Annotated in this window: 20 protein-coding genes; 17 read left to right on the forward strand and 3 right to left on the reverse strand. The window is 41.8% G+C overall.

The genetic code is table 11. The features are described from left to right. Positions 1-122: 122 nt before the first annotated feature. From nrdF to nrdH, 3 genes are all read right to left on the reverse strand, one after another. On the reverse strand, positions 123-1,082 hold the full coding sequence (gene nrdF, locus AB5Y61_RS07390; protein ID WP_037608336.1) for a class 1b ribonucleoside-diphosphate reductase subunit beta: 960 nt from the start codon (positions 1,080-1,082) through the stop codon (positions 123-125). A 123-nt stretch (positions 1,083-1,205) separates the two neighbouring features. After that, positions 1,206-3,365, reverse strand: coding sequence for a class 1b ribonucleoside-diphosphate reductase subunit alpha (gene nrdE, locus AB5Y61_RS07395; RefSeq protein WP_368403702.1), 2,160 nt, complete (start codon positions 3,363-3,365; stop codon positions 1,206-1,208). 114 nt (positions 3,366-3,479) lie between these two features. Then, positions 3,480-3,698, reverse strand: coding sequence for a glutaredoxin-like protein NrdH (gene nrdH / locus AB5Y61_RS07400; protein ID WP_368403703.1), 219 nt, complete (start codon positions 3,696-3,698; stop codon positions 3,480-3,482). A 476-nt stretch (positions 3,699-4,174) separates the two neighbouring features. Between nrdH and AB5Y61_RS07405 the strand changes: the two genes are divergently transcribed. The 17 genes from AB5Y61_RS07405 to AB5Y61_RS07485 all read left to right on the forward strand — a co-directional run. After that, positions 4,175-4,438, forward strand: coding sequence for a phosphocarrier protein HPr (locus AB5Y61_RS07405; protein ID WP_003006411.1), 264 nt, complete (start codon positions 4,175-4,177; stop codon positions 4,436-4,438). A 4-nt stretch (positions 4,439-4,442) separates the two neighbouring features. After that, a complete protein-coding gene (ptsP, locus tag AB5Y61_RS07410) occupies positions 4,443-6,176 on the forward strand; it encodes a phosphoenolpyruvate--protein phosphotransferase (RefSeq protein WP_049474827.1) in 1,734 nt (577 codons plus the stop codon). A gap of 330 nt (positions 6,177-6,506) precedes the next feature. Continuing rightward, positions 6,507-8,414, forward strand: coding sequence for a 1,4-alpha-glucan branching protein GlgB (gene glgB / locus AB5Y61_RS07415; RefSeq protein ID WP_368403704.1), 1,908 nt, complete (start codon positions 6,507-6,509; stop codon positions 8,412-8,414). A gap of 50 nt (positions 8,415-8,464) precedes the next feature. Then, complete coding sequence (locus AB5Y61_RS07420; RefSeq protein ID WP_021152896.1) at positions 8,465-9,607, forward strand: glucose-1-phosphate adenylyltransferase; 1,143 nt, start codon at positions 8,465-8,467, stop codon at positions 9,605-9,607. Continuing rightward, positions 9,597-10,733 (forward strand): glucose-1-phosphate adenylyltransferase subunit GlgD, encoded by a 1,137-nt coding sequence (gene glgD, locus AB5Y61_RS07425; protein WP_368403705.1) that lies wholly within the window; start codon positions 9,597-9,599, stop codon positions 10,731-10,733. Before AB5Y61_RS07420 ends, glgD begins: the two co-directional genes overlap by 11 nt. Then, on the forward strand, positions 10,733-12,160 hold the full coding sequence (gene glgA, locus AB5Y61_RS07430) for a glycogen synthase GlgA (RefSeq protein ID WP_368403706.1): 1,428 nt from the start codon (positions 10,733-10,735) through the stop codon (positions 12,158-12,160). The genes glgD and glgA overlap by 1 nt, the downstream gene beginning before the upstream one ends. A gap of 230 nt (positions 12,161-12,390) precedes the next feature. After that, the gene (locus AB5Y61_RS07435) at positions 12,391-18,345 is read left to right on the forward strand and encodes a ZmpA/ZmpB/ZmpC family metallo-endopeptidase (protein ID WP_368403707.1); all 5,955 of its coding nucleotides are present in this window, start codon (positions 12,391-12,393) and stop codon (positions 18,343-18,345) included. A gap of 228 nt (positions 18,346-18,573) precedes the next feature. Next, positions 18,574-18,774, forward strand: a complete 201-nt coding sequence (locus AB5Y61_RS07440; RefSeq protein WP_003006433.1) for a F0F1 ATP synthase subunit C — start codon at positions 18,574-18,576, stop codon at positions 18,772-18,774. A gap of 33 nt (positions 18,775-18,807) precedes the next feature. Continuing rightward, on the forward strand, positions 18,808-19,521 hold the full coding sequence (gene atpB, locus AB5Y61_RS07445; RefSeq protein WP_368403708.1) for a F0F1 ATP synthase subunit A: 714 nt from the start codon (positions 18,808-18,810) through the stop codon (positions 19,519-19,521). Positions 19,522-19,540: 19 nt separating this feature from the next. Then, positions 19,541-20,035 (forward strand): F0F1 ATP synthase subunit B, encoded by a 495-nt coding sequence (gene atpF, locus AB5Y61_RS07450; protein WP_155125665.1) that lies wholly within the window; start codon positions 19,541-19,543, stop codon positions 20,033-20,035. Beyond that, positions 20,035-20,571 carry a F0F1 ATP synthase subunit delta gene (locus AB5Y61_RS07455; protein WP_013903319.1) on the forward strand — a complete coding sequence of 179 codons (537 nt, stop codon included), beginning with the start codon at positions 20,035-20,037 and terminating at the stop codon, positions 20,569-20,571. The genes atpF and AB5Y61_RS07455 overlap by 1 nt, the downstream gene beginning before the upstream one ends. A gap of 15 nt (positions 20,572-20,586) precedes the next feature. Next, entirely contained in the window at positions 20,587-22,092 is a 1,506-nt protein-coding gene (atpA, locus tag AB5Y61_RS07460) for a F0F1 ATP synthase subunit alpha (RefSeq protein WP_003006447.1), read from the forward strand. A gap of 15 nt (positions 22,093-22,107) precedes the next feature. Beyond that, positions 22,108-22,989: a F0F1 ATP synthase subunit gamma gene (locus AB5Y61_RS07465; RefSeq protein WP_201036914.1), complete on the forward strand. Its 882-nt coding sequence runs from the start codon at positions 22,108-22,110 to the stop codon at positions 22,987-22,989. A gap of 85 nt (positions 22,990-23,074) precedes the next feature. Next, on the forward strand, positions 23,075-24,481 hold the full coding sequence (gene atpD / locus AB5Y61_RS07470) for a F0F1 ATP synthase subunit beta (RefSeq protein ID WP_368403709.1): 1,407 nt from the start codon (positions 23,075-23,077) through the stop codon (positions 24,479-24,481). A 13-nt stretch (positions 24,482-24,494) separates the two neighbouring features. Then, positions 24,495-24,914, forward strand: coding sequence for a F0F1 ATP synthase subunit epsilon (locus tag AB5Y61_RS07475; protein ID WP_003002471.1), 420 nt, complete (start codon positions 24,495-24,497; stop codon positions 24,912-24,914). A gap of 97 nt (positions 24,915-25,011) precedes the next feature. After that, positions 25,012-25,242 carry a DUF1146 family protein gene (locus AB5Y61_RS07480; RefSeq protein WP_003006458.1) on the forward strand — a complete coding sequence of 77 codons (231 nt, stop codon included), beginning with the start codon at positions 25,012-25,014 and terminating at the stop codon, positions 25,240-25,242. Between the two features lie 66 nt (positions 25,243-25,308). Next, the coding region (locus AB5Y61_RS07485) for a UDP-N-acetylglucosamine 1-carboxyvinyltransferase (RefSeq protein WP_368403710.1) at positions 25,309-25,990 on the forward strand (682 nt) is incomplete at its 3' end.

Raw genomic sequence — 25,990 nt, forward strand, 5'->3', positions numbered from 1 at the left:
GACAATCCAACAACAAAAAGAGACTAGGACTTTTGTCCCAGCCTCTTTTTTCAAAAAAGAAGTAGCTTCAATCAGAAAAAGATTGCAACGAAAAAACCTTTCCGTCTGGAAAGGTTTTTGACTTATAATCCGTAGTTGTAATCGTCATCCTGCATGGCTTCTACTTCACCGAGAAGGTATCCATTTCCGACTTGAGAGAAGAAGTCGTGGTTGGATGTACCGGTTGAAATCCCGTTCATGACGATCGGGTTGACATCATCTGCAGAGTCAGGGAAGAGTGGATCTTGTCCCAGGTTCATGAGGGCTTTATTAGCGTTGTAACGAAGGAAAGTCTTGACTTCCTCTGTCCAGCCAACACCGTCATAGAGGCTCTCTGTATAGCCTTCTTCGTTTTCATAGAGGGTGTAGAGTAAGTCATACATCCATTCTTTGAGTTTTTCTTGTTCGTCTTCTGGTAATTCGTTAAATCCGAGTTGGAATTTATAGCCGATATAGGTTCCGTGAACAGATTCGTCCCGAATGATCAACTTTATGATCTCAGCCACGTTGGCCAACTTGTTGTTTCCAAGATAATAGAGCGGTGTGAAGAAACCAGAGTAGAAGAGGAAGGTTTCAAGAAAGACGCTAGCTACTTTCTTTTCTAGAGGAGTACCATTGAGGTAGATTTCATTGATGATTTCTGCCTTCTTTTGAAGGAAAGGATTGGTATTGGTCCATTCGAAAATCTCTTCGATTTCTGACTTGGTATTCAAGGTCGAAAAGATAGAAGAGTAAGACTTAGCGTGGACAGATTCCATAAATTGGATGTTGTTAAAGACGGCTTCTTCATGAGGCGTACGAATATCTGCACGAAGAGCTTGTACACCCGTTTCAGACTGCATGGTATCCAAGAGCGTCAATCCACCAAAGACTTTACCAACTAGGTCTTTTTCTTTATTAGACAACTTTCTCCAGTCATCCAAGTCGTTTGACAAAGGAATTCGTGTATCCAACCAAAATTGTTCGGTTAGCTTTTCCCAAGTAGATTTATCGATGACATCCTCGATGGCATTCCAGTTAATGGCTTTGTAGTAAGTTTCCATTTGAAATCTCTTTCTTTTTCTAATTCATTCGATCATACAATCATTATTATTCTATCACAATTGTTAGAATACCGCACAAAAAGTCGGCGAACCGACTTTTTGGTAGCAATGGATCAGAGTGTCTTAGATGACACAGCTTTCACATTGGTTGGCGCCAACTTCTCCACCGTCATCTGTAAAGGTACGGACGTAGTAGATAGACTTGATTCCCTTGTTAAAGGCGTAGTTGCGAAGGATAGACAAGTCACGAGTGGTTTGTTTGTTTTCAGTTTTCCATTCGTAAAGCCCTTTTGGAATATCACTGCGCATGAAGAGGGTCAGTGAGAGTCCTTGGTCTATGTGCTCAGTTGCGGCAGCATAGACATCGATGACTTTGCGCATATCCATGTCGTAGGCAGAAGTGTAGTATGGAATGGTATCTGTTGACAATCCAGCTGCAGGGTAGTAGATCTTCCCGATTTTCTTCTCTTGGCGTTCTTCAATCCGTTGTGTGATTGGGTGGATAGAAGCAGATACGTCATTGATGTAGCTGATAGAACCATTTGGTGCAACAGCCAAGCGATTTTGGTGGTAAAGACCATCTGCTTGAACCTTCGCACGCAATTCTGCCCAGTCTTCTGCACTAGGGATGAAGATATCTTTAAAGAGTTCTTTGACGCGATCAGATTTTGGTACAAATTCTCCAGTCGTGTACTTATCAAAGTAGCTACCGTTGGCATAGTCTGATTTTTCAAAGTTGTGGAAGGTAATGCCTCGTTCACGTGCGATATTGTTTGATTCTACGAGAGTCCAGTAGTTCATGAGCATGAAGTAGATGCTCGTAAACTCAACAGATTCAGGTGATCCATATTCAATCAATTGTTGGGCAAGGTAGCTATGAAGTCCCATGGCTCCAAGACCAAAGGTATGCGCAAGGCTATTTCCGTGGTCGATAGTAGGAACAGCGACGATATGAGAACTATCAGTGACGAAGGTCAAGGCACGGACCATGGCACGAATAGAACGTCCAAAATCAGGTGAAGTCATCATGTTAACCACGTTGGTGGAACCAAGGTTACAGGAGACGTCTGTTCCCATTTGGACAAATTCTTGGGCATCGTTGATCAAGCTTGGCTCTTGAACCTGGAGGATCTCTGAACACAAGTTACTCATGATGATTTTCCCATCAACTGGATTTGCCCGGTTAGCAGTATCGATGTTAACTACATATGGGTAGCCAGATTCTTGTTGCAATTTTGAAATTTCAGTTTCCAAATCACGGGCCTTGATTTTTGTCTTGCGGATGTTTGGATTAGCAACCAACTCATCGTATTTTTCAGTGATGTCGATGTAGTTGAATGGCACTCCGTATTCACGCTCTACAGAGTATGGGCTGAAGAGATACATTTCTTCATTCTTACGAGCCAACTCGTAGAACTTGTCTGGTACGACGACGCCAAGTGAAAGAGTCTTAACCCGAACTTTTTCATCGGCGTTTTCTTTCTTAGTTGAAAGGAAGGCGATGATATCTGGGTGGAAGACATTGAGGTAAACCACCCCAGCCCCTTGGCGTTGTCCCAATTGGTTAGAGTAAGAGAAGCTATCTTCGAAGAGTTTCATAACTGGAACGACCCCAGAAGCGGCTCCTTCATAGCCCTTGATCGGTGCTCCAGCTTCGCGAAGATTGCTGAGGGAGATTCCAACCCCACCACCGATACGTGAAAGTTGGAGGGCAGAGTTGATAGAGCGTCCGATTGCATTCATGTCATCGGTTACTTGGATCAAGAAACAGGAGACCAATTCTCCACGGCGGGCACGTCCAGCATTCAAGAAAGAAGGAGTAGCTGGTTGGTAGCGTTGGTGGATAATTTCGTTTGCAATGTCTCGTGCGATAGCTTCATTTCCATCCGCAAAATAAAGAGCATTAAAGAAGACGCGGTCTTCCATACTTTCAAGATAATATTCTCCATCGTTTGTTTTCAGAGCGTATTGGTTATAGAATTTATAAGCCGCCATGAAGGACTTGAATTGGAAGTTTTGGTCTTTGATAAATTGGGCCAATTCCTCTAAAAATTCAGGACGATATTTCTCGATAAAAGCTCTCTCAATGTAATTGTGCTCGAGAAGGTACTGAATCTTGTCTGTAATCGAGTCAAAGGCTTTTGTATTTGGTACAACATTTTCTTTAAAGAAAGCATCTAAAGCTTCTTTATCTTTATGAAGCATGATTTGGCCGTTTACTGGACGGTTGATTTCATTGTTAAGACGAAAATACGTCACATCTTCAAGAGATTTTAATCCCATAATAATCCTTTTCTAGTTCAAAAAAATGAAGAGGAGAAGTCCTCTCTTTACAAGTAAAAAGTCTAGTGTTAGGTTGCTAACGCTAGACCCTATTTAAGCAAAATCCTATGTTTATTAAGAAAGTTTCTTCAACTTAGCTGGTTGAAAACCAGAAAATACTTCATCCGGTGTTTGAATAACTGGAGCAGCATTGAAGCCAAGGTTTTTAACATGTTCTACAAATTCTGGCTGTTCATCTAAGTTAATTTCGCGATATTCTACTTGATTGCTATCAAGAAAGCGTTTGGTCATTTTGCACTGAACACAATTATTTTTTGAATAAATGGTTACCATTTCTTTTTCGTTCTCCTATCGAAATATAAATCTGTAAACAGTATAAACAAAATCCAGCAACTTGTCAACAAAATAAAACTAAATATTGTGCAAAGATATGAAATGGGGTTTTTAAAACACAATATATTGTGGTGAATGGAAATTGAGAAATTCCAAGAAATGGGATAGGAATAGGCTTTAAAGCATCTTTAATTAGTTATAATTTTTTGGTGAATCAATATCCTGTGGTACAGTTGCTTCTTTTTATTTGAAAGCGGAGGAAAATGTTACTTATAATATAGTAGAAAATTGAAAAGATTTTTTCTCCATTCTTCAGTAGCTTCTTAGAATGTATCTAAATTGGGATTTTTCGCAGTCTTTTTCTGTAAGTCAGTGATAAAAATCTTGAAAAAAATTTCAAAAGATGATATAATACCAAATTGTAAGGGTTATCAAAAGGTAACTCAAAAACTATTTTTTAAAAGGAGAGTCCAATTATGGCTTCTAAAGATTTCCACATCGTGGCAGAAACAGGTATCCACGCACGTCCAGCAACTTTGTTGGTTCAAACTGCTAGCAAATTTGCATCAGACATCACTCTTGAATACAAAGGTAAATCAGTTAACTTGAAATCAATCATGGGTGTTATGAGCCTTGGTGTTGGTCAAGGTGCTGACGTTGTAATTTCTGCTGAAGGTGCTGACGCTGATGATGCGATCGCAGCTATCTCAGAAACAATGACTAAAGAAGGATTGGCTTAAAAATATGACAAAAATGCTAAAAGGAATTGCAGCATCTGACGGTGTTGCCGTTGCTAAGGCATATTTGCTCATTCAACCAGACTTATCATTTGAGACTGTTTCAGTCGAAGATACAAGTGCAGAAGAAGCTCGTTTGGATGCAGCTCTTGAAGCTTCACAAAACGAGCTTTCTCTTATTCGGGAGAATGCAGTAGCAAGCCTTGGTGAAGAAGCAGCGCAAGTTTTTGATGCGCATATGATGGTTCTCGCTGACCCTGAAATGATTGGTCAGATCAAAGAAACGATTCGTACGAAAAAAATCAATGCAGAAGCTGGCTTGAAAGAAGTCACTGACATGTTCATTGCAATCTTTGAAGGAATGGAAGACAATCCTTACATGCAAGAACGTGCAGCGGATATTCGTGACGTTACAAAACGTGTGCTTGCTAACTTGCTTGGTAAGAAATTGCCTAACCCTGCTTCGATCAATGAAGAAGCAATCGTGGTAGCGCATGACTTGACACCATCTGATACAGCTCAGTTGAACAAAAAGTACGTAAAAGCCTTTGTTACTAACATCGGTGGACGTACCAGTCACTCAGCTATCATGGCGCGTACACTTGAAATCGCAGCTGTTTTGGGTACAAATAACATTACAGAACTTGTCAAAGATGGTGATGTTTTGGCTGTTTCAGGGATCACTGGTGAAGTGGTGATCAACCCTACTGAAGAACAAATCGCAGCCTTCAAAGCAGCTGGTGAAGCTTATGCCAAACAAAAAGCTGAATGGGCTCTCCTTAAAGATGCTCAAACAGTGACTGCTGATGGAAAACACTTCGAGTTGGCTGCCAACATCGGTACCCCTAAAGACGTTGAAGGTGTAAACGATAATGGTGCAGAGGCAGTTGGTCTCTATCGTACAGAATTCTTGTACATGGATTCTCAAGACTTCCCAACAGAAGATGACCAATACGAAGCCTACAAAGCTGTTCTTGAAGGTATGAACGGTAAACCTGTTGTCGTTCGTACAATGGATATTGGTGGGGATAAAGAACTTCCTTACTTCGATCTTCCTAAAGAAATGAACCCATTCTTGGGTTACCGTGCTTTGCGTATTTCTATCTCTGAAACTGGTAATCAAATGTTCCGTACACAATTGCGTGCTTTGCTTCGGGCATCTGTTCACGGTAAATTGCGGATCATGTTCCCAATGGTTGCTTTGTTGACGGAGTTCCGTACAGCTAAAGGTATTCTTGAAGAAGAAAAAGCGAAATTGCTTGCTGAAGGTGTTGCTGTGGCAGATGATATCCAAGTAGGGATCATGATTGAAATCCCAGCTGCTGCGATGCTTGCGGACCAATTTGCCAAAGAAGTTGATTTCTTCTCAATCGGTACAAATGACTTGATCCAATACACAATGGCTGCTGACCGTATGAACGAACAAGTTTCATACCTTTACCAACCATATAACCCATCTATCCTACGTTTGATCAACAACGTGATCAAAGCGGCTCACGCTGAAGGCAAATGGGCTGGTATGTGTGGTGAAATGGCCGGTGACCAAACTGCCGTTCCACTTCTTGTCGGAATGGGCTTGGATGAGTTCTCTATGTCAGCTACATCTGTCCTTCGTACACGTAGCTTGATGAAGAAACTCGACACAGCTAAAATGCAAGAATACGCTAACCGTGCTCTTACTGAATGTTCAACAATGGAAGAAGTTCTTGAACTTTCAAAAGAATATGTGAACGTAGACTAAGAATTCAACAAGACTAAGACAAATCTGTCTTAGTCTTTTTTTACATTGTTCATAAAAATGTTCATTTTATTCGTAATAAACTAGTTAGTAATAAAAATAGTGGTTTAAATGTTCGGTTTTTTCTTTAATTTTCCTCGTATATATAGTATAATCGTAAGTAAGATTAGGAGGAAAGCGAAGGAATGCAGTAAAAGGTTCGGAAAAGAAAATGAAAGAACTTTTCCTGATAATTTTACATGATTTTACAGGAATCAACTTGAAAATTAAGTGATTTTATAGTAAAATAAGACCAAATAGAAAACGCTTTCAAAAAAACAAAGAGGTGAGTATATGGATAGAAGCACAGACTTATGGACATTTGGAAGAGGGGATAATTTCCATCTTCAAGAGTACTTAGGAGCTCACAAGGAAACAAGGGGAGAACAAGAAGGTTTTACCTTCCGTGTTTGGGCTCCCAATGCTCAGGCGGTGGATCTGATTGGTGATTTCACTGATTGGGAAGCCTGTAGAATTCCAATGGTTCGTAATGAAGGAGGCGTCTGGGAAGTCTTCTGTTCAGATGCAAAAGAGGGAGATATATACAAATATTTGGTGACACGAAATAATGGTCATCAGGTTCAAAAAATTGATCCTCTAGCGTTATGGATGGAAAAACGACCCAATACAGGGTCTATCATTAAGACCATTCCGGAAAAGAACTGGAAAGACGGTCTTTGGAGAGCACGCCGTAAAAAACTTGGTTTTAAGGAACGACCTGTTAATATCTATGAGGTTCACGCAGGATCTTGGAAACGAAATGACGATCACAGTTCCTATACCTTCAAACAACTAAAAGAAGAATTGATTCCGTATTTAGTGGAGATGAACTACACCCACGTGGAATTTATGCCAGTGATGGCCCATCCATTGGGTTTGAGTTGGGGCTATCAGCTCATGGGCTATTTTGCACTCGAGCAAACTTATGGTAGTCCAGAAGAGTTTCAAGACTTCGTTGAAGAATGTCACCTCAACAATATCGGAGTGATCGTGGATTGGGTACCAGGACATTTCATTATCAATGATGATGCCTTGGCTTATTATGATGGAACACCAACCTTTGAATACCAGGATGAACATCGAGCTCATAACTATGGTTGGGGAGCCTTGAACTTCGATTTAGGGAAGAATCAAGTCCAGTCATTTTTGATTTCTAGTTTGAAGTTTTGGATTGATACCTATCATTTAGATGGGATTCGGGTCGATGCTGTGAGCAATATGCTCTATCTTGACTACGATAGTGGTCCATGGACACCAAATATTGATGGTGGAAACCTCAACTACGAAGGCGTTCATTTCCTTAGACGTTTGAATGCGATTATTAAGAACGAACACCCAGATGTCATGATGATTGCAGAAGAAAGCTCTGCTGGTCAAAAGATCACAGGACCTGAAGAAGAAGGTGGTCTTGGCTTTGACTATAAATGGAATATGGGGTGGATGAATGATATCCTTCGATTCTACGAGGAAGACCCAGTCTACCGGAAATTTGATTTTAACCTGGTAACCTTCAGCTACATGTATGCATTTTCTGAAAACTTCTTACTACCATTTTCACACGATGAAGTGGTGCATGGTAAGAAGAGTTTGATGCACAAGATGTGGGGAGATCGTTACAATCAATTTGCTGGGCTTCGTAATCTCTTAACTTATCAAATCTGCCATCCAGGTAAGAAATTGCTCTTTATGGGTTCAGAATTTGGTCAATTTTTGGAATGGAAGTCAGAGGAGCAACTGGAATGGGGCAATCTAGAGGATGAAATGAATGCTAAGATGCGTCGTTTCACTTCTCAGCTCAATCATTTCTACAAAGAACACAAAGAATTGTGGGAGATTGATGATAGCTTTGATGGCTTAGAGATTATTGATGCAGATAACCGAGATCAGAGCGTCTTGTCTATGGTCCGGAAGAATCGTAAAGGCGAGCTTCTAGTATGTGTCTTCAATATGGCACCAGTAGAACGCAAGGACTTTACGATTGGTGTGCCTGTATCAGCGGTCTATGAAGAAATTTGGAATACAGAATTAGAAGAATGGGGAGGTGTCTGGAAAGAGCACAATCCGACAGTTCAGTCTCAAGAGGGACTGTGGAAGGATTATGAACAAACCTTGACCTTTACTTTGCCGGCTTTAGGAGCTAGCATTTGGAAGGTAAAACGAAAGGTGCGTAAGACAAAATCTAAAACATCAGATAAGAAATGACGATCGGTTGACTCTATGGGAGTCCAAGCTTTAAAAAGAGGAAGTAGTCAATGAAGAATGAAATGCTCGCTTTAATTCTTGCCGGTGGGCAAGGAACACGTCTTGGAAAATTAACCAAAAACATCGCAAAACCTGCGGTTCAATTTGGTGGGCGCTATCGGATTATCGATTTTGCGCTATCAAACTGTGCCAACTCAGGGATTCACAATGTTGGTGTGATCACACAGTACCAGCCACTGGCCCTCAATAGTCATATTGGTAATGGTTCCAGCTGGGGCTTGGATGGAATCAACACAGGGGTTTCCATTTTGCAACCTTATTCAGCTAGTGAAGGAAATCGTTGGTTCGAAGGAACTAGTCATGCCATCCTCCAAAACATCGACTATATCGACAGCATCAATCCTGAATATGTCTTGATTCTTTCTGGTGACCATATCTACAAGATGGACTATGATGATATGCTTCAAGCGCACAAGGATAATAATGCGAGCTTGACTGTTGCCGTCCTAGATGTACCTTTGAAGGAAGCGAGTCGTTTTGGAATCATGAATACCGATGCTAATAATCGGATTGTTGAATTTGAAGAAAAACCAGCTGAACCAAAATCTACCAAGGCTTCCATGGGGATTTACATCTTTGACTGGGCTCGTCTCCGCAATATGTTGGTTGCTGCTGAAAAGAGCGATATCGATATGTCAGACTTTGGTAAGAATGTCATTCCAACTTATCTAGAATCAGGCGAAAGTGTTTATGCTTATGAATTCAACGGCTATTGGAAAGACGTTGGTACAATTGAGTCTCTTTGGGAAGCCAATATGGAATATATCGATCCAAATAATGCCTTGGATAGTCGCGATCGTCACTGGAAAATCTATTCACGCAACCTCATTTCTCCACCGAACTTCTTTGGGGAACATGGCCACATCGAAGATTCTCTTGTCGTCGATGGTTGTTCGGTAGACGGTACAGTCAAACACTCCATCTTATCAACAGAAGCTCAAGTTCGTGAAGGAGCAGTTGTCGAAGATGCTGTCGTGATGAGCAATGCCATTATCGGTAAAGGAGCTGTTGTGAAACGCGCGATCATCGGAGAAGGCGCAGTCATTGCAGAAGGTGTCGTGATTGATGGAACAGAGGAAGTACAAGTTGTCGGTTACAATGAAAAAGTGGGGGTAGCAACAGATGAAGATTGATAAATATTCAGCCATTTTAGGAAATACAGTTGGGTATCATGATATGTCCACTTTGACTAGCCATCGTCCGGTAGCATCCCTACCGTTTGATGGGAAATACCGCTTAATCGACTTCCCATTGTCTAGTCTTGCAAATGCTGGTATTCGTAGTGTTTTTGGGATTTTCCAACAAGAAAATATTAGTTCGGTCTTTGACCATATTCGTTCAGGTCGTGAGTGGGGCTTGTCTACTTTATTGAGCCACTATTACCTCGGAATCTATAATACTCCAGTTGAAAATACAACGGTAGGGCCAGAATACTACCAGCAATTATTGACCTATTTGAAACGGTCTGGTTCTAATCAAACAGTTGCTTTGAACTGTGATGTATTAATGAATATTGACCTCAATCAGATTTTCCACCTTCATAATACCATTGATCGTCCGATTACAGTGGTTTATAAAAAGTTGCATCCTCAAGACATCTCAGAAGTCAATGCTGTCTTGGAAATTGATGAAACAGACCATGTTACAGATCAAAAACTTTTTGATGGTAAGGATCCTGGTGAAGTCTACAACATGTCAACAGATGTCTTTATTGTGGATACGCCTTGGTTGATTGAAAAATTAGAAGAAGAAGCGAAGAAGGAATATCCGCAAAAATTACGCTATATCTTACGTGAATTGGCGGTGGAATACAATGCCTTTGCCTTTGAATATACCGGCTACTTGGCAAATGTTCATTCTGTTGAATCCTACTATCGTGCAAATTTGGATATGTTGGAAAACCAAAAATTCATGAAGCTCTTTTCACCAAATCAAAAGGTGTATACAAAAGTGAAGAATGAAGAGCCAACTTATTATTCCAAGACTTCAAATATCAAATCGTCCCAATTTGCTTCTGGTAGTATTGTAGAAGGAACCGTTGAACGCTCTGTTGTTTCACGCCGGGTACACCTTCATGAAGGTTCAGAAGTCCGCAGTAGTCTTCTTTTCCCTGGTGTTGTCATTCATGAAAATGCAATCGTCGAACATGCCATCCTGGATAAGGGGGTCGAAGTGGCTGCTGGCGTGACGATTCGTGGGACAGAAGAAGTACCTGTCGTGGTTAAAAAAAGAACGATTGTTACAGAGGATATTGTCTAATGAAACTATTATTTGTTGCAGCTGAAGGTGCACCATTTTCTAAAACAGGTGGATTGGGAGACGTTATTGGCGCTCTTCCTAAATCCTTAGCGAAAAGTGGTCATGACGTGCGCGTGATTCTCCCTTACTATGATATGGTAGAGGCAAAATTTGGGGATCAAATTGAAGACGTCTTGCATTTTGAGACCAAGGTTGGCTGGAGAAGTCAATATGTTGGTGTGAAACGCATTGTGCGCGATGGAGTTACCTTTTACTTTATTGATAACCAACACTATTTCTTTAGAGGACATGTGTATGGTGACTTTGATGATGGCGAACGCTTTGCCTTCTTCCAGCTCGCGGCCTTAGAAACGATGGAACGGGTTGACTTCATTCCAGATGTTCTTCATGCCCATGATTACCATACAGCAATGATTCCTTTCCTACTCAAGGAAAAATACCGTTGGATTCAAGCTTATCATGGAATTAAAACAGTATTGACCATCCATAATTTGGAATTTCAAGGTCAGTTTGACCCAGGAATGTTGTGGGATTTATTCGGAGTGGGATTTGAACGCTATGCAGACGGAACACTTCGGTGGAATGATTGCCTGAATTGGATGAAAGCCGGCATTCTATATGCTGACCGTGTGACAACCGTATCACCTAGTTATGCACATGAGATTATGACTTCTGAATATGGTTGTGGCTTGGATCAGATCCTTCGGATGGAGTCTGGCAAGGTGACCGGTATTGTTAACGGGATTGATGCAGATCTATATAATCCTGAAACGGATCCGCTCCTGACGTATCACTTCAGTCTCTCAGATCTTTCAGGTAAAGCAGCTTGTAAACGAGCTCTTCAAGAACGTGTCGGTCTACCCGTTCGCGATGATGTACCTTTATTTGGGATCGTCTCTCGTTTGACACGCCAAAAAGGTTTTGATATTGTGGTAGAAGAGTTGCATCAACTCTTGCAAAAGGATATTCAGATTGTCTTGCTCGGTACAGGCGATCCTGGATTTGAAAATGCCTTTGCTTGGTTTGGTCAAGCCTACCCAGATAAACTTTCAGCTAATATCACATTTGATGTCCAATTGGCCCAAGAAATCTATGCAGCGTCAGATGTTTTCTTGATGCCAAGTCGCTTTGAACCATGTGGCCTTTCTCAAATGATGGCCATGCGTTATGGAACCCTTCCTTTGGTGCATGAAGTCGGCGGACTTCGAGATACGGTTCAACCGTACAATGTTGTTGATGGAAGTGGAACAGGCTTTAGTTTCAATAATTTATCTGGCTACTGGTTTAACTGGGCAGTTGATGAGGCCTTAGCTGTTTACTACAATGACAAACAGGCTTGGTATGGCCTGCAAGAACAAGCTATGACTCGTGACTTCTCATGGGATACGGCTAGTCAACGATACAACGATTTGTACCAGTCCTTATAAGTAAATCTAGTGTAAAAACGCCTTTCGAGGCGTTTTTTGTTTTGCTTTCTTCCTATAAAGAAAACGGTTTATTTTTTTGAGTTTTAGAGCTTGCTAAAATAGAAGAAAAAAGATAAGATAGGTAAAGGTAAAAAATCCCGGGAAGGTCCTTATTTTTGGAGATGGTCCCATCCTCTTTCATCAATAAGGGCCTACATGTGGTTCAAATATTACTATATAGGAATTTCAGGATGAAAAAAGCTAAACAAACTTTTGAAAAATTGACCAAATATTCGATTCGGAAATTATCTGTCGGGGTTGGTCCTGTTGCCATTGGAGCCTTTTTATTAGGGGGAACTCTCTTAGGAGCTCGTCCTGTACAAGCAGATCAGGTGACCTTACCTGCTAATGTGCACTTAGGTTATGTGACAGAAGAAGAGTTAACCGCTGAAGAAAAAGCACAGGTGATTCATGCAATCCCTGAAGACTATCAAAATGAAGATACCTTCTTTCTAGTCTATAAGAAGCAGGAGGCAACTCAGCCAGTGCTTCCCCAAACAGGAAGTCAGGAAGTCGCCCTCTTCGGTCTAAGTCTAGCCACTGCTTCTTTTGCTGTGCTCTTACTTTCTAAAAAGCGCAGAAAGAAAGTTATGGCTGTCCTTTTGATTGGAGCCATGGGCCAAAGTCTTCTGCTACCAATTGAAGTTGCAGCTTTGCAAAACCAAGTTTTACGTGCTTATAATCAGAATCTTTCGATCGCATCCAGTAAAGATCTGGCAAATGGCGTGATTCATATTGATGGCTATGACTATGTTGGCTATCTGCGCTACCCGTCTGTCCAAAAGACGAACTCACAAGAACCAAAAGCTATTCAGAGAATCCAACCATCTGTAGAGAGTTCGATCAAAACAGGTGCAGGGATTACACAAATGGAACCACAAGCGCGTGTGACGCCAGAAGTCGCTCCAGCCTTTCCTCAAGTTGAAAAACCAAGCCTTGAAGTCTCTACTGAGCCTGTGCCGTTTGAAATTGTCAACCAAGCTGATCCTACATTAGCCAAAGGGCAAACCAAGGTGCTGACAGCAGGCCAAAATGGAGAGCGGACTATTTTGACGGAAGTCAGCGTGGTAGATGGACAAGAAGTTCGCAGAGTAGTTGAAAGCAAGGTCACTAAAGAACCAGTTTCACAAATTCTTGCCGTCGGGACAAAAGAAGATCCGCAACCAATCCCTCAACCAATCCCTTCTCCAGTTGTAACAGTTAAGGGGACGCAGGAAGAAGGTCACGTGGGTGAAGCTCCTGTTCAGCCAGAGAATCCAGCCTATACAGGAGTAGTGGAAGCTAAAGGGACGCAGGAAGAAGGCCATGTAGGTGAAGCCCCAATTCAGCCAGAGAACCCAGCTTATACCGGTGTCATCGAAGCCAAGGGAACACAAGAGGAAGGCCATGTTGGTGAAGCTCCTGTACAGCCAGAGAATCCAGTCTATACAGGGGTAGTGGAAGCCAAGGGGACGCAGGAAGAAGGCCATGTTGGTGAAGCTCCTGTTCAACCAGAGAACCCAGCCTATACCGGTGTCATCGAAGCCAAGGGCACGCAAGAAGAAGGCCATATCGGTGAAGCCCCAATCCAGCCAGAAAACCCAGCTTACCAAATAACGGAAGGAACAGTTACAGAAACAGAAACGGTAATCCTTCCGTATGAAACCGAATATGTATCAGATGCGGACCGCTATACTGATGAAGAAAGTATCCTTCAAAAAGGAGAGGCAGGTAGCCAGGAAATTCGTCGTGTCTATAAAACGGTCAATGGTGAGAAAGTTGGAGAGCCTATCAGCACGACAATTGAAACGGTAAAAGCTCCTGTGACAGAAAAAATTAGTCGTGGGACTAAGGCGATTGAAGGCCAAACAGAGGAAGTTGCTTTTGAGGAAATTCCATTTAAAACGGTAACCGAAGAAGATGCCACCCTGTTAAAAGGAAGCGAAACGGTTTCTCGAGCAGGAAAAAATGGGAAGAAGAAAATTACAAAGGTCTACAAGACCATTAAAGGTGTAAAAACTGCGGATGCTCCAACGCTTTCGGAAGAAGTAGTTGAACAAGCCCGAGATCGGATCATTCAAAAAGGGACCAAAGAACTAGACAAGCCAACTTTGACCTTGACCCAGGTCGATAAGGAAGAATTGAAGCGCAGTGCCAAAGCTACTTATCATTTGGATAAACCAGAGGGTGTGACCATCAAGTCCATCCAGGCGGTGTTGAAGAAGGGCGATCAAGTGGTGAAAACTTTTGCCCTTTCAGAGGCTGATTTAGCAGCTGCATTAGCGGACTTAGACTACTACAAGGATTATACGCTGGCTACGACCATGGTCTATGACCGTGGAAATGGGGATGAAGAAGAAGTTCTCAAGGAAGAACCACTAAGACTTGACCTTAAAAAAGTTGAAGTCAAAAACATCAAGGAAACTAGTCTGATTAGCGTGGATGACCAAGGCCTTGAGACTGATCGTAGCCTCTTGTCAGAAACACCTTCAGATGTGAAACCTTATTACTTAAAGGTTACCACCCATGATAATAAGGTCACAAAACTGGCCGTTGATAAAATTGAAGAAGTGACGGTAGATGGAGCGACCTTATACAAAGTAACAGCCAAAGCTCCAGATCTCATCCAACGGACTGCGGACAAGCAGTTTAGTGAGGACTATGTCCACTATATTGCGAAGCCGAAAGCTCATGAAGGAGATGTCTACTACAATTTCAACGAACTTGTAAAAGCCATGCAAGCCAATCCGACTGGTACCTTTAAGCTTGGTAGCAGTATGAATGCAAGTAATGTGCAACCAGCTGGCAAATCTTATGTAACCAATGCCTTCAAGGGAATATTGGAAAGTACGGATGGAAATACATTTGCCATCCATAACATTACGCGACCATTGTTTGGAAACATCGAAGGTGGCACTGTTAAGAATCTCCTGCTTGAAAACGTCGCTATCGACCTACCTACGATAGATCGAGTAGCACCAATCGCAGGTGTCATCAAAAATAATGCGACTGTCGAAAATGTTAAAGTAACAGGAAGTGTTGTTGGAAACAACGATGTAGCTGGTATTATCAATAAAATTGATGGTAGTGGGAAGGTCAGTAATGTTGCCTTCATCGGGAAACTGCACGCTGCTGGCAATAAAGGTGGCTATCTAGCAGGTGTTGTTGGCGAGAACTGGAAGGGTATTGTCGAAAAGGCTTACGTTGATGCTGAAATCACTGGGAACAAAGCTAAAGCTGCAGGTTTAGTTTATTCTTCTCAAAACGGTGGGAATAACAATACGCTAGGTAAAGAAGGGGTTCTCAGAAACTCCGTTGCTAAAGGTTCGATTGAACTCAAAGAAGCGGTCCAATCTGGTGGATTACTAGGGACCAACTGGGCCTTGGGGGCTATTGAAGACAACATCACCATGATGAAAGTCAAAACTGGTGAAATGGTCTTCGGACACTCGGATATTGACGCAGATGATTACTTTACCTATTCAAGAACCAAGCGCAATTACAGCGTGGAAGGCGTGAGTGAAGGGAAGAAATCCTTTAACAACTCCCGTAAAATTCCAAGTATCTCTCTGTCAGAAGCTGAGCAGAAAATTGAAGCAATGGGAATCACTGCTGATAAATTTGAAAGCACGAAACCTGTTGAAGATACGCTTAATAACCTTGTTAACAAAGACGATCAATACAAGGCAATCACTGCTTATGATGCGACTCGTGAGCTAGCTTACCGCAATATTGCTAAACTGCAACCATTCTACAACAAAGAGTGGATTGTGGATCAAGGAAATAAATTGGCTGCGACTAGTCCTCTCTTGACCAAGGAAGTCTTGTCTGTGACGGCCATGAAGGGCAATGATTTTGTAACAGAATTGGCTGATGCCGACCACATTCTGATCCATTACTCTGATAAGACAAAAGATATCTTTAGCATTTCACCGAAAGATTCAAAAGTCAAACAAGTGAAAGAGTACAGCGTAGCGGAGCTCGGTGAAGTTGTCTACACGCCGAACATGGTGGACAAAGACCGTAGCGATCTCATTAGTGCCATTGTTGAAACATTAAATCCTGTCGAATTACAATCTGACCCAATCTACACACACCTAGGTATAACAGGATCTAACAAAGTCAATGCCATTAAGAACCTTTACCTCGAAGAAAGCTTCCAAGAAGTCAAAGACAATCTGACTCACTTTGTCAAACAACTAGTTGAAAACCAAGACTATCAATTAAACACAGATGAGGCTGCCAAACGGGCGCTTATCAAGAAAATTGAGGATAATAAGGCTGCTGTTCTTTTGGGTCTTTCTTACCTTAACCGTTATTACGGAGTGAAGTTTGATGATGTCCATCTCAAACAGCTCATGTTGTTCAAGCCAGACTTCTATGGTAAGAATGTTGATGTCTTAGACCGCTTGATTGAAATTGGTTCAAAAGAAGACTATATCAAAGGAACTCGTACCCACGATGCCTTCCGTGAAGTCGTGGCTAAATCGACTCTTTCTGGAAATCTTAATGACTTCCTGAAATACAACATGGAACTCTTTACAAGCGATACAGACTTGAATGATTGGTTTATTAAAGCAACCAAAGACAATGTCTATATTGTGGAGCCAAAAACAACAACTCCTGAGTTTGCCGATAAGAAACATCGAGCATACGAAGGCTTAAACAATGATGTTCACGGTAAAATGATCTTGCCACTCTTGAACTTAAAAGATGCTCATATGTTCTTGATTTCAACCTACAATACAATGGCTTATAGTTCCTTCGAGAAATATGGTAAGAATACGGAAGCGGAACGAAATACCTTCAAGGCGGAAATTGATAAAGTCGCAAAAGGGCAACAAAATTACCTAGATTTCTGGTCGCGTCTCGCAACGGATAAGGTTCGCAATCAGCTCTTGAAGAGCAATAATATGGTTCCGACCCCTGTCCTTGATAACCAAAACTATAAAGGCATCAGTACGGACCGCTATGGCCATACCAACAGTGGCAAAGATGTCGCTCCAATCCGTGAATTGTATGGCCCAACCGATCGTTACCATGCGACAGATTGGCGCATGGGTGCTGTAGCTCGAATTTACGGAAATCCATATAAAGACGATTCGGTCTTCTTCATGGTGACCGATATGATCAGTGACTTTGGGGTGTCTGCCTTTACCCACGAAACGACGCACGTCAATGACCGTATGGTTTACTTAGGTGGGTGGAGACACCGCGAAGGGACAGATATTGAAGCCTTTGCCCAAGGAATGCTCCAAACACCATCTGTATCGAATCCAAATGGGGAATACAAAGCTTTAGGTCTCAACATGGCCTATGAACGTCCTAACGATGGCAATCAATGGTACAATACCAATCCAAACGATCTTCAATCACGTGATGAGATTGATCGCTACATGAAAGGTTATAACGATACGCTCATGCTTCTGGATTACCTAGAAGGGGAAGCTGTCCTCAACAAAGGAAGTCAAGACTTAAACAATGCTTGGTTCAAGAAGGTTGATAAACAGTACCGTGGAGCCAACACCAAGAATCAATTTGATAAGGTGCGTCCTTTGAGTGATGAGGAAAAAGCCATTGCTTTAAACACAGTAGATGACCTTATCACCAATAATTTCATGACCAATCGTGGTCCTGGAAATGGCGTCTATAATCCATCTGACTTTGGTTCAGCCTATGTGACTGTGCCGATGATGACAGGTATCTATGGTGGGAACACCAGTGAAGGGGCTCCTGGAGCTATGTCCTTCAAACACAATACTTTCAGGATTTGGGGTTATTATGGCTATGAAAAAGGCTTCTTAGGGTATGCTTCAAACAAGTATAAACAAGAGTCCAAACAAGCTGGACTTGCCACACTAGGAGATGACTTCGTCATTCAGAAGATTTCTGATGGAAGATTCAGTACCCTTGAAGACTGGAAGAAAGCTTACTTCAATGAAGTTGTGACCAGTGCCAAAAACGGAATTCAGGCTATTGACATCGATGGGAAGACATACAATAGCTATGAAGACTTGAAACGTGCATTTGCAGAAGCAGTGGATAAAGATAAGGCTACTCTAAGTAACGGTTCTGTCAAATTTGACAATACGGTTTCACTGAAAGAAAAAATCTTTAAGAAATTGCTCCAACAAACAGATAGTTTTAAAACGTCTATCTTTAAATAATTGAATTCTCTCATCTGCTGAGCAGGTGAGAGTTTTTTAGAAGAAAAAATGAATAGAGGTGGACAAAGTGTCTAAAAATTAAAAGGAATCAATCGTAGGTCGGAAAAATTATCATATTAAAAAAATAACGTAATTTAACAAAAACGCTTTCTTTTCTAGGAAATATTTGACTATTATATCTTTTAGGAGTAAACTAAGGAGGTAAAATTTATAAAAGGAGAATTCATCATGAATTTAACATTTTTAGGTCTTTGTTTAGCCTGCTTTGGTGTATCACTGGCAGAAGGTTTGATGATGAGCAGCCTATTGAAATCTGCGTCTCGTCAACCAGAAATTATTGGTCAATTGCGTAGCCTCTTGATTCTTGGTGTTGCCTTTGTCGAAGGTACTTTCTTCGTAACCTTGGTTATGGCCTTCATTATCAAATAAGCACTTCTATTTTAGAAAAGGAGGTGTCAAAACTTGGAAGAAAGTATCACTCCAACGATAACTCTTGGACCTGTATCTTTTAATTTGACCCTACTTGCTATGACCCTGATTTCTGTTTTTGCTGTTTTTGGCTTCATTTATTGGGCCAGTCGAAAAATGTCGATCCGACCAAAGGGCAAACAAAATGTGCTGGAATACGCATATGACTTTGTCGTAGGCTTCACCAAAGGAAATATTGGGGAACATTATATAAAGGACTATTCCTTGTTCTTGTTTGTTCTTTTCCTATTTCTTTTAGTGGCCAATAACATTGGATTGATGGCTAAAATCGAAACGACCAATGGTTACAATTTGTGGACATCACCAACCGCTAACCTGGGTTATGACTTTGCCTTTTCATTTTTGATCACCTTAATCGCCCATGTAGAAGGAATTCGCCGACGTGGTGTGAAGGAATATTTAAAGGCTTTTGTGACACCTGGATTCATGACCCCCATGAATATTTTGGAAGAATTAACGAACTTTGCCTCCTTGGCACTTCGGATCTTCGGAAATATCTTTGCGGGTGAGGTATTAGCAAGCTTGCTCGTGAACTTATCACACCAAGCTTTCTATTGGTATCCATTTGCCTTTATTGGTAGCATGGCATGGACTGCATTTTCAATTTTTATTTCATGTATCCAAGCCTATGTGTTTACCATGTTGTCATCAATCTATATTGGTAAGAAAATTAATGGTGAAGAGTAAGTAGAGGAGGAGTAGAAGAATGCATGTATCAATGAGTGAAATTATTGGTAACTTTATTCTCATTGCTGGTTCCTTCCTATTATTAATCTTTTTAGTAAAGAAATTTGCTTGGAACAATATCAATGATATTTTAGAGGCGCGTGCCAAAAAGATTACAGATGATATTGATGGAGCAGAATCAGCTCGTCAAAAAGCTGAGGAACTAGCAAGTAAACGTGAAGAAGAGTTGGCAGGTAGCCGCAAAGAAGCTGCGTCTATCGTCGAAAATGCAAAGGAAACTGCAGAAAAGAACAAATCTCAGATCCTTTCAGAAGCCACTCAAGAAGCAGTACGTTTGAAAGAAAAAGCGCAACAAGAAATAGCGCATAACAAAGAAGAAGCATTGAACAGTATCAAAGGCGATGTGGCAGATCTCACTGTCAATCTTGCCAGCAAATTGTTGAGTCAACAGCTGGATGCTGAAGGTCAACGCCAACTGATCGATCGCTATCTTGATGAATTAGGAGAAGCCTAATGGACAAAAAGCAACTGATGGTGATTGAGAAATATACCCAGCCTTTTGTTCAATTGGTCTTTGAAAAAGGAGAACAAGATCTTGTCTTTGAAAAATTGACCCAAATCAAGGGCATTTTTGAGGAGACTGGACTTGCTAACTTCTTAGCTCATATCGGTGTAGAGGATGAAGAGAAAGCAAAAAGTCTAAGACTTTTTCAACCCTCTGATTCACAATTACTCGACCATTTGATTGAAGTGGTTATTCTCAATCATCGTGAAGCCTTATTTTATGACATTGTAACGATTTGTTTGGATCAGATTCAACTGTTGAGCAACGCATTTGTCGTCACTGTTACGACAGTTGCTGGTTTGGATCCTGTTCAAGAGCAAAAGCTAGTACCCATTATCGAAAGAAAATTTGGGATTCAAGTTCGCTCGATCCAACAAAAGATCGATCCAGATTTAATTGGTGGCTTTGTCGTGACAGCCAATCATAAAACGTTGGATACCAGTCTCAAACACCAATTGCAAGTTATAAAATCTAAATTGAAATAGAAAGTGGTGTGAATTTTGGCGATTAACGCACAAGAAATCAGCGCTTTAATTAAGCAACAAATTGAAAATTTCAAGCCAAACTTTGACGTCACTGAGACAGGTGTTGTAACCTACATTGGTGACGGGATTGCCCGCGCTCATGGGCTTGAAAATGCCATGAGTGGTGAGTTGTTGATCTTTGAAAATGGCTCATACGGGATGGCCCAAAACTTAGAGACAACGGATGTCGGTATCATCATCTTGGGTGATTTCACGGATATTCGTGAAGGAGACTCTGTCCGTCGTACAGGTAAAATCATGGAAGTCCCTGCAGGGGATGCCTTGATTGGTCGGGTTGTCAACCCACTTGGCCAACCAGTAGATGGTTTGGGTGAGATTGTGACAGATAAATTCCGTCCAGTCGAAACACCAGCTCCTGGTGTTATGCAACGGAAATCTGTCTCAGAACCCCTACAAACTGGTTTGAAAGCCATTGATGCCCTCGTTCCAATCGGACGTGGCCAACGGGAATTGATTATCGGGGACCGTCAAACAGGGAAAACTTCGATTGCCATCGATACCATCTTGAACCAAAAGGGTCAAGACATGATCTGTATCTATGTGGCGATTGGTCAAAAAGAATCAACAGTTCGTACGCAAGTAGAAACTCTTCGTAAATACGGAGCCATGGATTATACGATTGTGGTAACCGCTTCGGCTTCCCAACCGTCTCCATTGCTCTACTTGGCACCTTATGCCGGGGTTGCCATGGCAGAAGAGTTCATGTATAACGGTAAACATGTTTTGATCGTCTATGATGATTTGTCAAAACAAGCCGTAGCCTACCGTGAATTGTCCCTTCTTCTTCGTCGTCCACCAGGACGTGAAGCCTTCCCAGGGGATGTCTTCTATCTCCACAGCCGTTTGTTGGAACGTTCAGCTAAAGTTTCAGATGAATTGGGTGGTGGCTCTATTACAGCTCTTCCAATCATTGAAACCCAAGCAGGAGATATTTCTGCTTATATCGCAACCAACGTGATTTCGATCACAGATGGACAAATCTTCTTGCAAGATAGTTTGTTCAATGCTGGTATTCGTCCGGCCATTGATGCAGGTTCTTCTGTATCCCGTGTAGGGGGAGCTGCCCAAATCAAGGCTATGAAGAAAGTTGCGGGTACTCTTCGTATCGACCTCGCTTCATACCGTGAATTGGAAGCCTTCACGAAATTTGGTAGCGACTTGGATGCTGCGACTCAAGCGAAATTGAACCGTGGTCGCCGAACAGTTGAAGTCTTGAAACAACCTGTTCATGAACCATTGACAGTTGAAAAACAAGTCGTGATCTTGTATGCCTTGACTCATGGTTTCTTAGATAGTGTTCCAGTAGACGATATTCTTCGTTTCCAAGAAGAGTTGTTTGATTACTTTGAAGCACATTATAACCAAATCTTTGAGACGATTCGTTCGACACATGATCTTCCAGCAGAAGAAGAACTGGATGCAGCCCTTACAGAATTTGTCAACCAGTCAAATTTCAAATAGAAATAGGAGTGGAAGATGGCAGTTTCATTAAATGATATAAAAAATAAAATTGCATCCACTAAAAATACCAGTCAAATTACCAATGCTATGCAGATGGTGTCTGCTGCTAAACTCGGGAAATCTGAGCAAGCAGCCAAGGATTTTCAGGTTTATGCCGCTAAGGTACGTAAGTTACTAACAGACTTGCTCCATGGACATGAAACAGAAAATGCCAAATCCCATCCTATGTTGGTGAGTCGGCCGGTAAATAAGACAGCTTATATCGTCATTACATCTGATCGTGGTTTGGTCGGAGGCTACAATGCCTCCATCCTTAAAACCATGATGGAAATGAAGGCAGAATACCATCCAACTGGAGATGACTTTGAAGTGATCTGTATTGGAAGTGTCGGTGCGGATTTCTTCCGTGCCCGTGGGATTCAGCCGGTTTATGAATTGCGTGGTTTGCCTGATCAACCTAGCTTTAAGGAAGTTCGTACGATCATTTCGAAAACAGTCCAAATGTATCAGGAAGGCTTGTTTGACGAGTTGTACGTCTGTTACAACCATCACGTTAACAGTTTGACTAGCCAAATGCGGGTAGAACAGATGCTTCCGATTATTGATTTGGACCCCAATGAAGCAGATGAGGATTATGTATTGAATCTAGAATTGGAATCTAGTCGAGATGCCATTTTGGATCAATTGCTCCCTCAATTTGCTGAAAGCATGATCTATGGTGCCATTATTGATGCTAAAACAGCTGAAAATGCTGCGGGGATGATGGCCATGCAAACTGCAACAGACAATGCCAAGAAAGTCATTGATGAATTAACGATTCAATACAACCGTGCTCGTCAAGCAGCGATTACACAAGAAATTACCGAAATCGTTGCTGGTGCTAGCGCCCTTGAATAGTTGTCGGATACAATTTTAAATACAAAAACAGATGCTCGAAAGAGAACTTTTGAGCAGTAGAAATTACTTAGAATAGGAGAATGACATGAGTTTAGGCAAAATTTCTCAGGTCGTAGGTCCCGTCGTAGACGTTGCCTTTTCCATTGGAGATAAACTTCCTGAGATCAATAATGCGCTTGTAGTCTATAAAAATGACCAACAAAAATCAAAAGTCGTTCTTGAAGTAGCTTTGGAACTTGGTGATGGGGTCGTACGGACCATTGCCATGGAATCAACTGATGGTTTAACACGTGGAATGGAAGTCTTGGACACTGGTCGTCCAATCTCTGTTCCTGTCGGAAAAGAAACCTTGGGACGTGTCTTCAATGTTCTTGGAGATACCATTGACTTGGATCAACCTTTTGCTGAGGATGCTCCTCGTGACTCCATCCACAAAAAAGCTCCATCCTTTGACGAGCTCTCTACTTCAGAAGAAATTCTTGAAACAGGGATCAAGGTTATTGACCTCTTAGCCCCTTATTTGAAAGGTGGGAAGGTCGGACTCTTCGGTGGTGCCGGAGTTGGGAAGACCGTCTTGATTCAAGAATTAATCCATAATATTGCCCAAGAACACGGTGGTATTTCTGTATTTACCGGTGTTGGGGAACGGACACGTGAAGGGAATGACCTTTACTGGGAAATGAAAGAATCTGGCGTTATTGAAAAAACAGCCATGGTCTTTGGACAAATGAATGAGCCACCTGGAGCACGGATGCGTGTTGCTTTGACTGGTTTGACCATTGCGGAATACTTCCGTGATGTCGAAGGTCAGGACGTTCTCTTGTTTATCGACAATATCTTCCGTTTCACTCAAGCCGGATCTGAAGTATCAGCCCTTTTGGGACGGATGCCATCAGCCGTTGGTTACCAACCTACTTTGGCAACTGAAATGGGTCAATTGCAAGAACGGATTACGTCAACGAAGAAAGGTTCTGTTACATCGATCCAAGCCATCTATGTGCCAGCCGATGACTATACAGACCCAGCGCCAGCAACCGCTTTTGCTCACTTGGATTCAACCACCAACTTGGAACGTAAATTGGTACAATTGGGGATCTACCCTGCGGTGGATCCATTGGCATCAAGCTCACGTGCCCTTTCTCCAGAAATCGTAGGAGAAGAACACTATGCAGTAGCTTCTGAAGTCAAACGCGTCCTTCAACGTTACCATGAATTGCAAGATATCATTGCTATCTTGGGAATGGATGAATTGTCTGACGAAGAAAAGACCTTGGTTGCTCGTGCTCGCCGGATCCAATTCTTCTTGTCACAAAACTTCAACGTTGCGGAACAATTTACGGGTCAACCTGGTTCTTATGTACCAGTTGGAGAAACTGTTCGTGGCTTTAAAGAAATTTTGGATGGGAAATATGACCATCTTCCTGAAGATGCCTTCCGTGGTGTTGGATCGATCGAAGATGTGATCGCCAAAGCTGAAAAAATGGGATTCTAAGAAGAGGTGAAAGATGAGTCAAATGAACGTCCAAATCGTTACACCGGATGGACTGGTTTATGATCATCATGCCGCATTTGTATCTGTCAAGACAATTGATGGTGAATTAGGGATTTTACCTCATCATATCAATACCATTGCGGTTTTGGCTGTAGACCAAGTAAAGGTTCGTCGTGTCGACGATGACAAACATATTGATTGGATTGCAGTCAATGGTGGGATTATCGAAGTAGCTGATAATGTCATTACCATTGTTGCCGATTCTGCCGAACGTGCTCGAGATATCGACATTAGTCGTGCAGAACGTGCCAAACTGCGAGCTGAAAAAGCGATTGAAGAAGCCAAAGATCAGCATTCGGTTGATATGGAACGTCGTGCTAAAATTGCTCTTCAACGCGCCATTAACCGGATTAATGTCGGAAATCGTTTATAAGATATTCAAAATAAGGTGGAGGTTTTGTCCTCACCTTATTTTTGTTGGGAGAGAATCAAAAGAAGAAAGTACGGACCAAATATGGTATAATAGCTGTATGATTCAAATGATTTTTAATCTTTCAAGCCATCTATTGTTTATCTTTTTTGCCTATTACCTATTGATGAACTTGGTTCAATGGGAAAAGTTTTTAAAAGTAAGTGCTGAAAATGCAGTTAAAATCCGTTTTTTGATCTTGATGATCAGCGTTGGAATAGGCTATCTAGCAAGCTCATTTTTTATCAGTGTCTATGAGATGAGTCGGCAGATTTTTATTGGCCAATTCTAGCCACATTTTATAAAAAATATGGTATGATAGAAAGCGTGACTTTAAGAAATTGGAGAACAATCCCGTATGGAAAAAATAATCGTTAATGGTGGTCATAATCGACTGGTTGGAACTGTTAAAATCGAAGGAGCAAAAAATGCTGTCCTTCCTCTTCTTGCTGCAACAGTTCTAGCAAGCGAGGGCGTGACAACCTTGAAAAATGTACCTGTTTTATCAGATGTCTTTACAATGAACAATGTTGTTCGTGGGTTGAATGCACAAGTAACCTTCAATGAAGAAGACAATATGGTTGTCGTAGATGCACGAGAGAAACTGTCTGAAGAAGCGCCTTATAAATATGTGAGCAAGATGCGGGCTTCTATCGTTGTCTTGGGTCCTGTCTTGGCACGCAATGGCCATGCCAAAGTTTCCATGCCTGGAGGCTGTACGATCGGTAGTCGTCCGATTGACCTTCATCTCAAAGGTCTGGAAGCTATGGGAGCTGAAATTACCCAAACAGCCGGCTATATTGAAGCAAAAGCAGATCGTCTCAAGGGTGCACACATCTATATGGACTTCCCATCAGTAGGGGCGACACAAAATATTATGATGGCCGCAACCTTGGCAGATGGAGTCACGGTGATTGAAAATGCAGCTCGGGAACCTGAAATTGTTGACCTAGCTCTCTTGCTCAATAAAATGGGGGCTAATGTTAAGGGGGCAGGAACTGAGACCTTGACCATTGTTGGTGTGGAGAGCTTGCATGGGG

The organism is Streptococcus parasanguinis (assembly GCF_040908565.1).
GTDB classification, from domain to species: domain Bacteria; phylum Bacillota; class Bacilli; order Lactobacillales; family Streptococcaceae; genus Streptococcus; species Streptococcus parasanguinis_AC.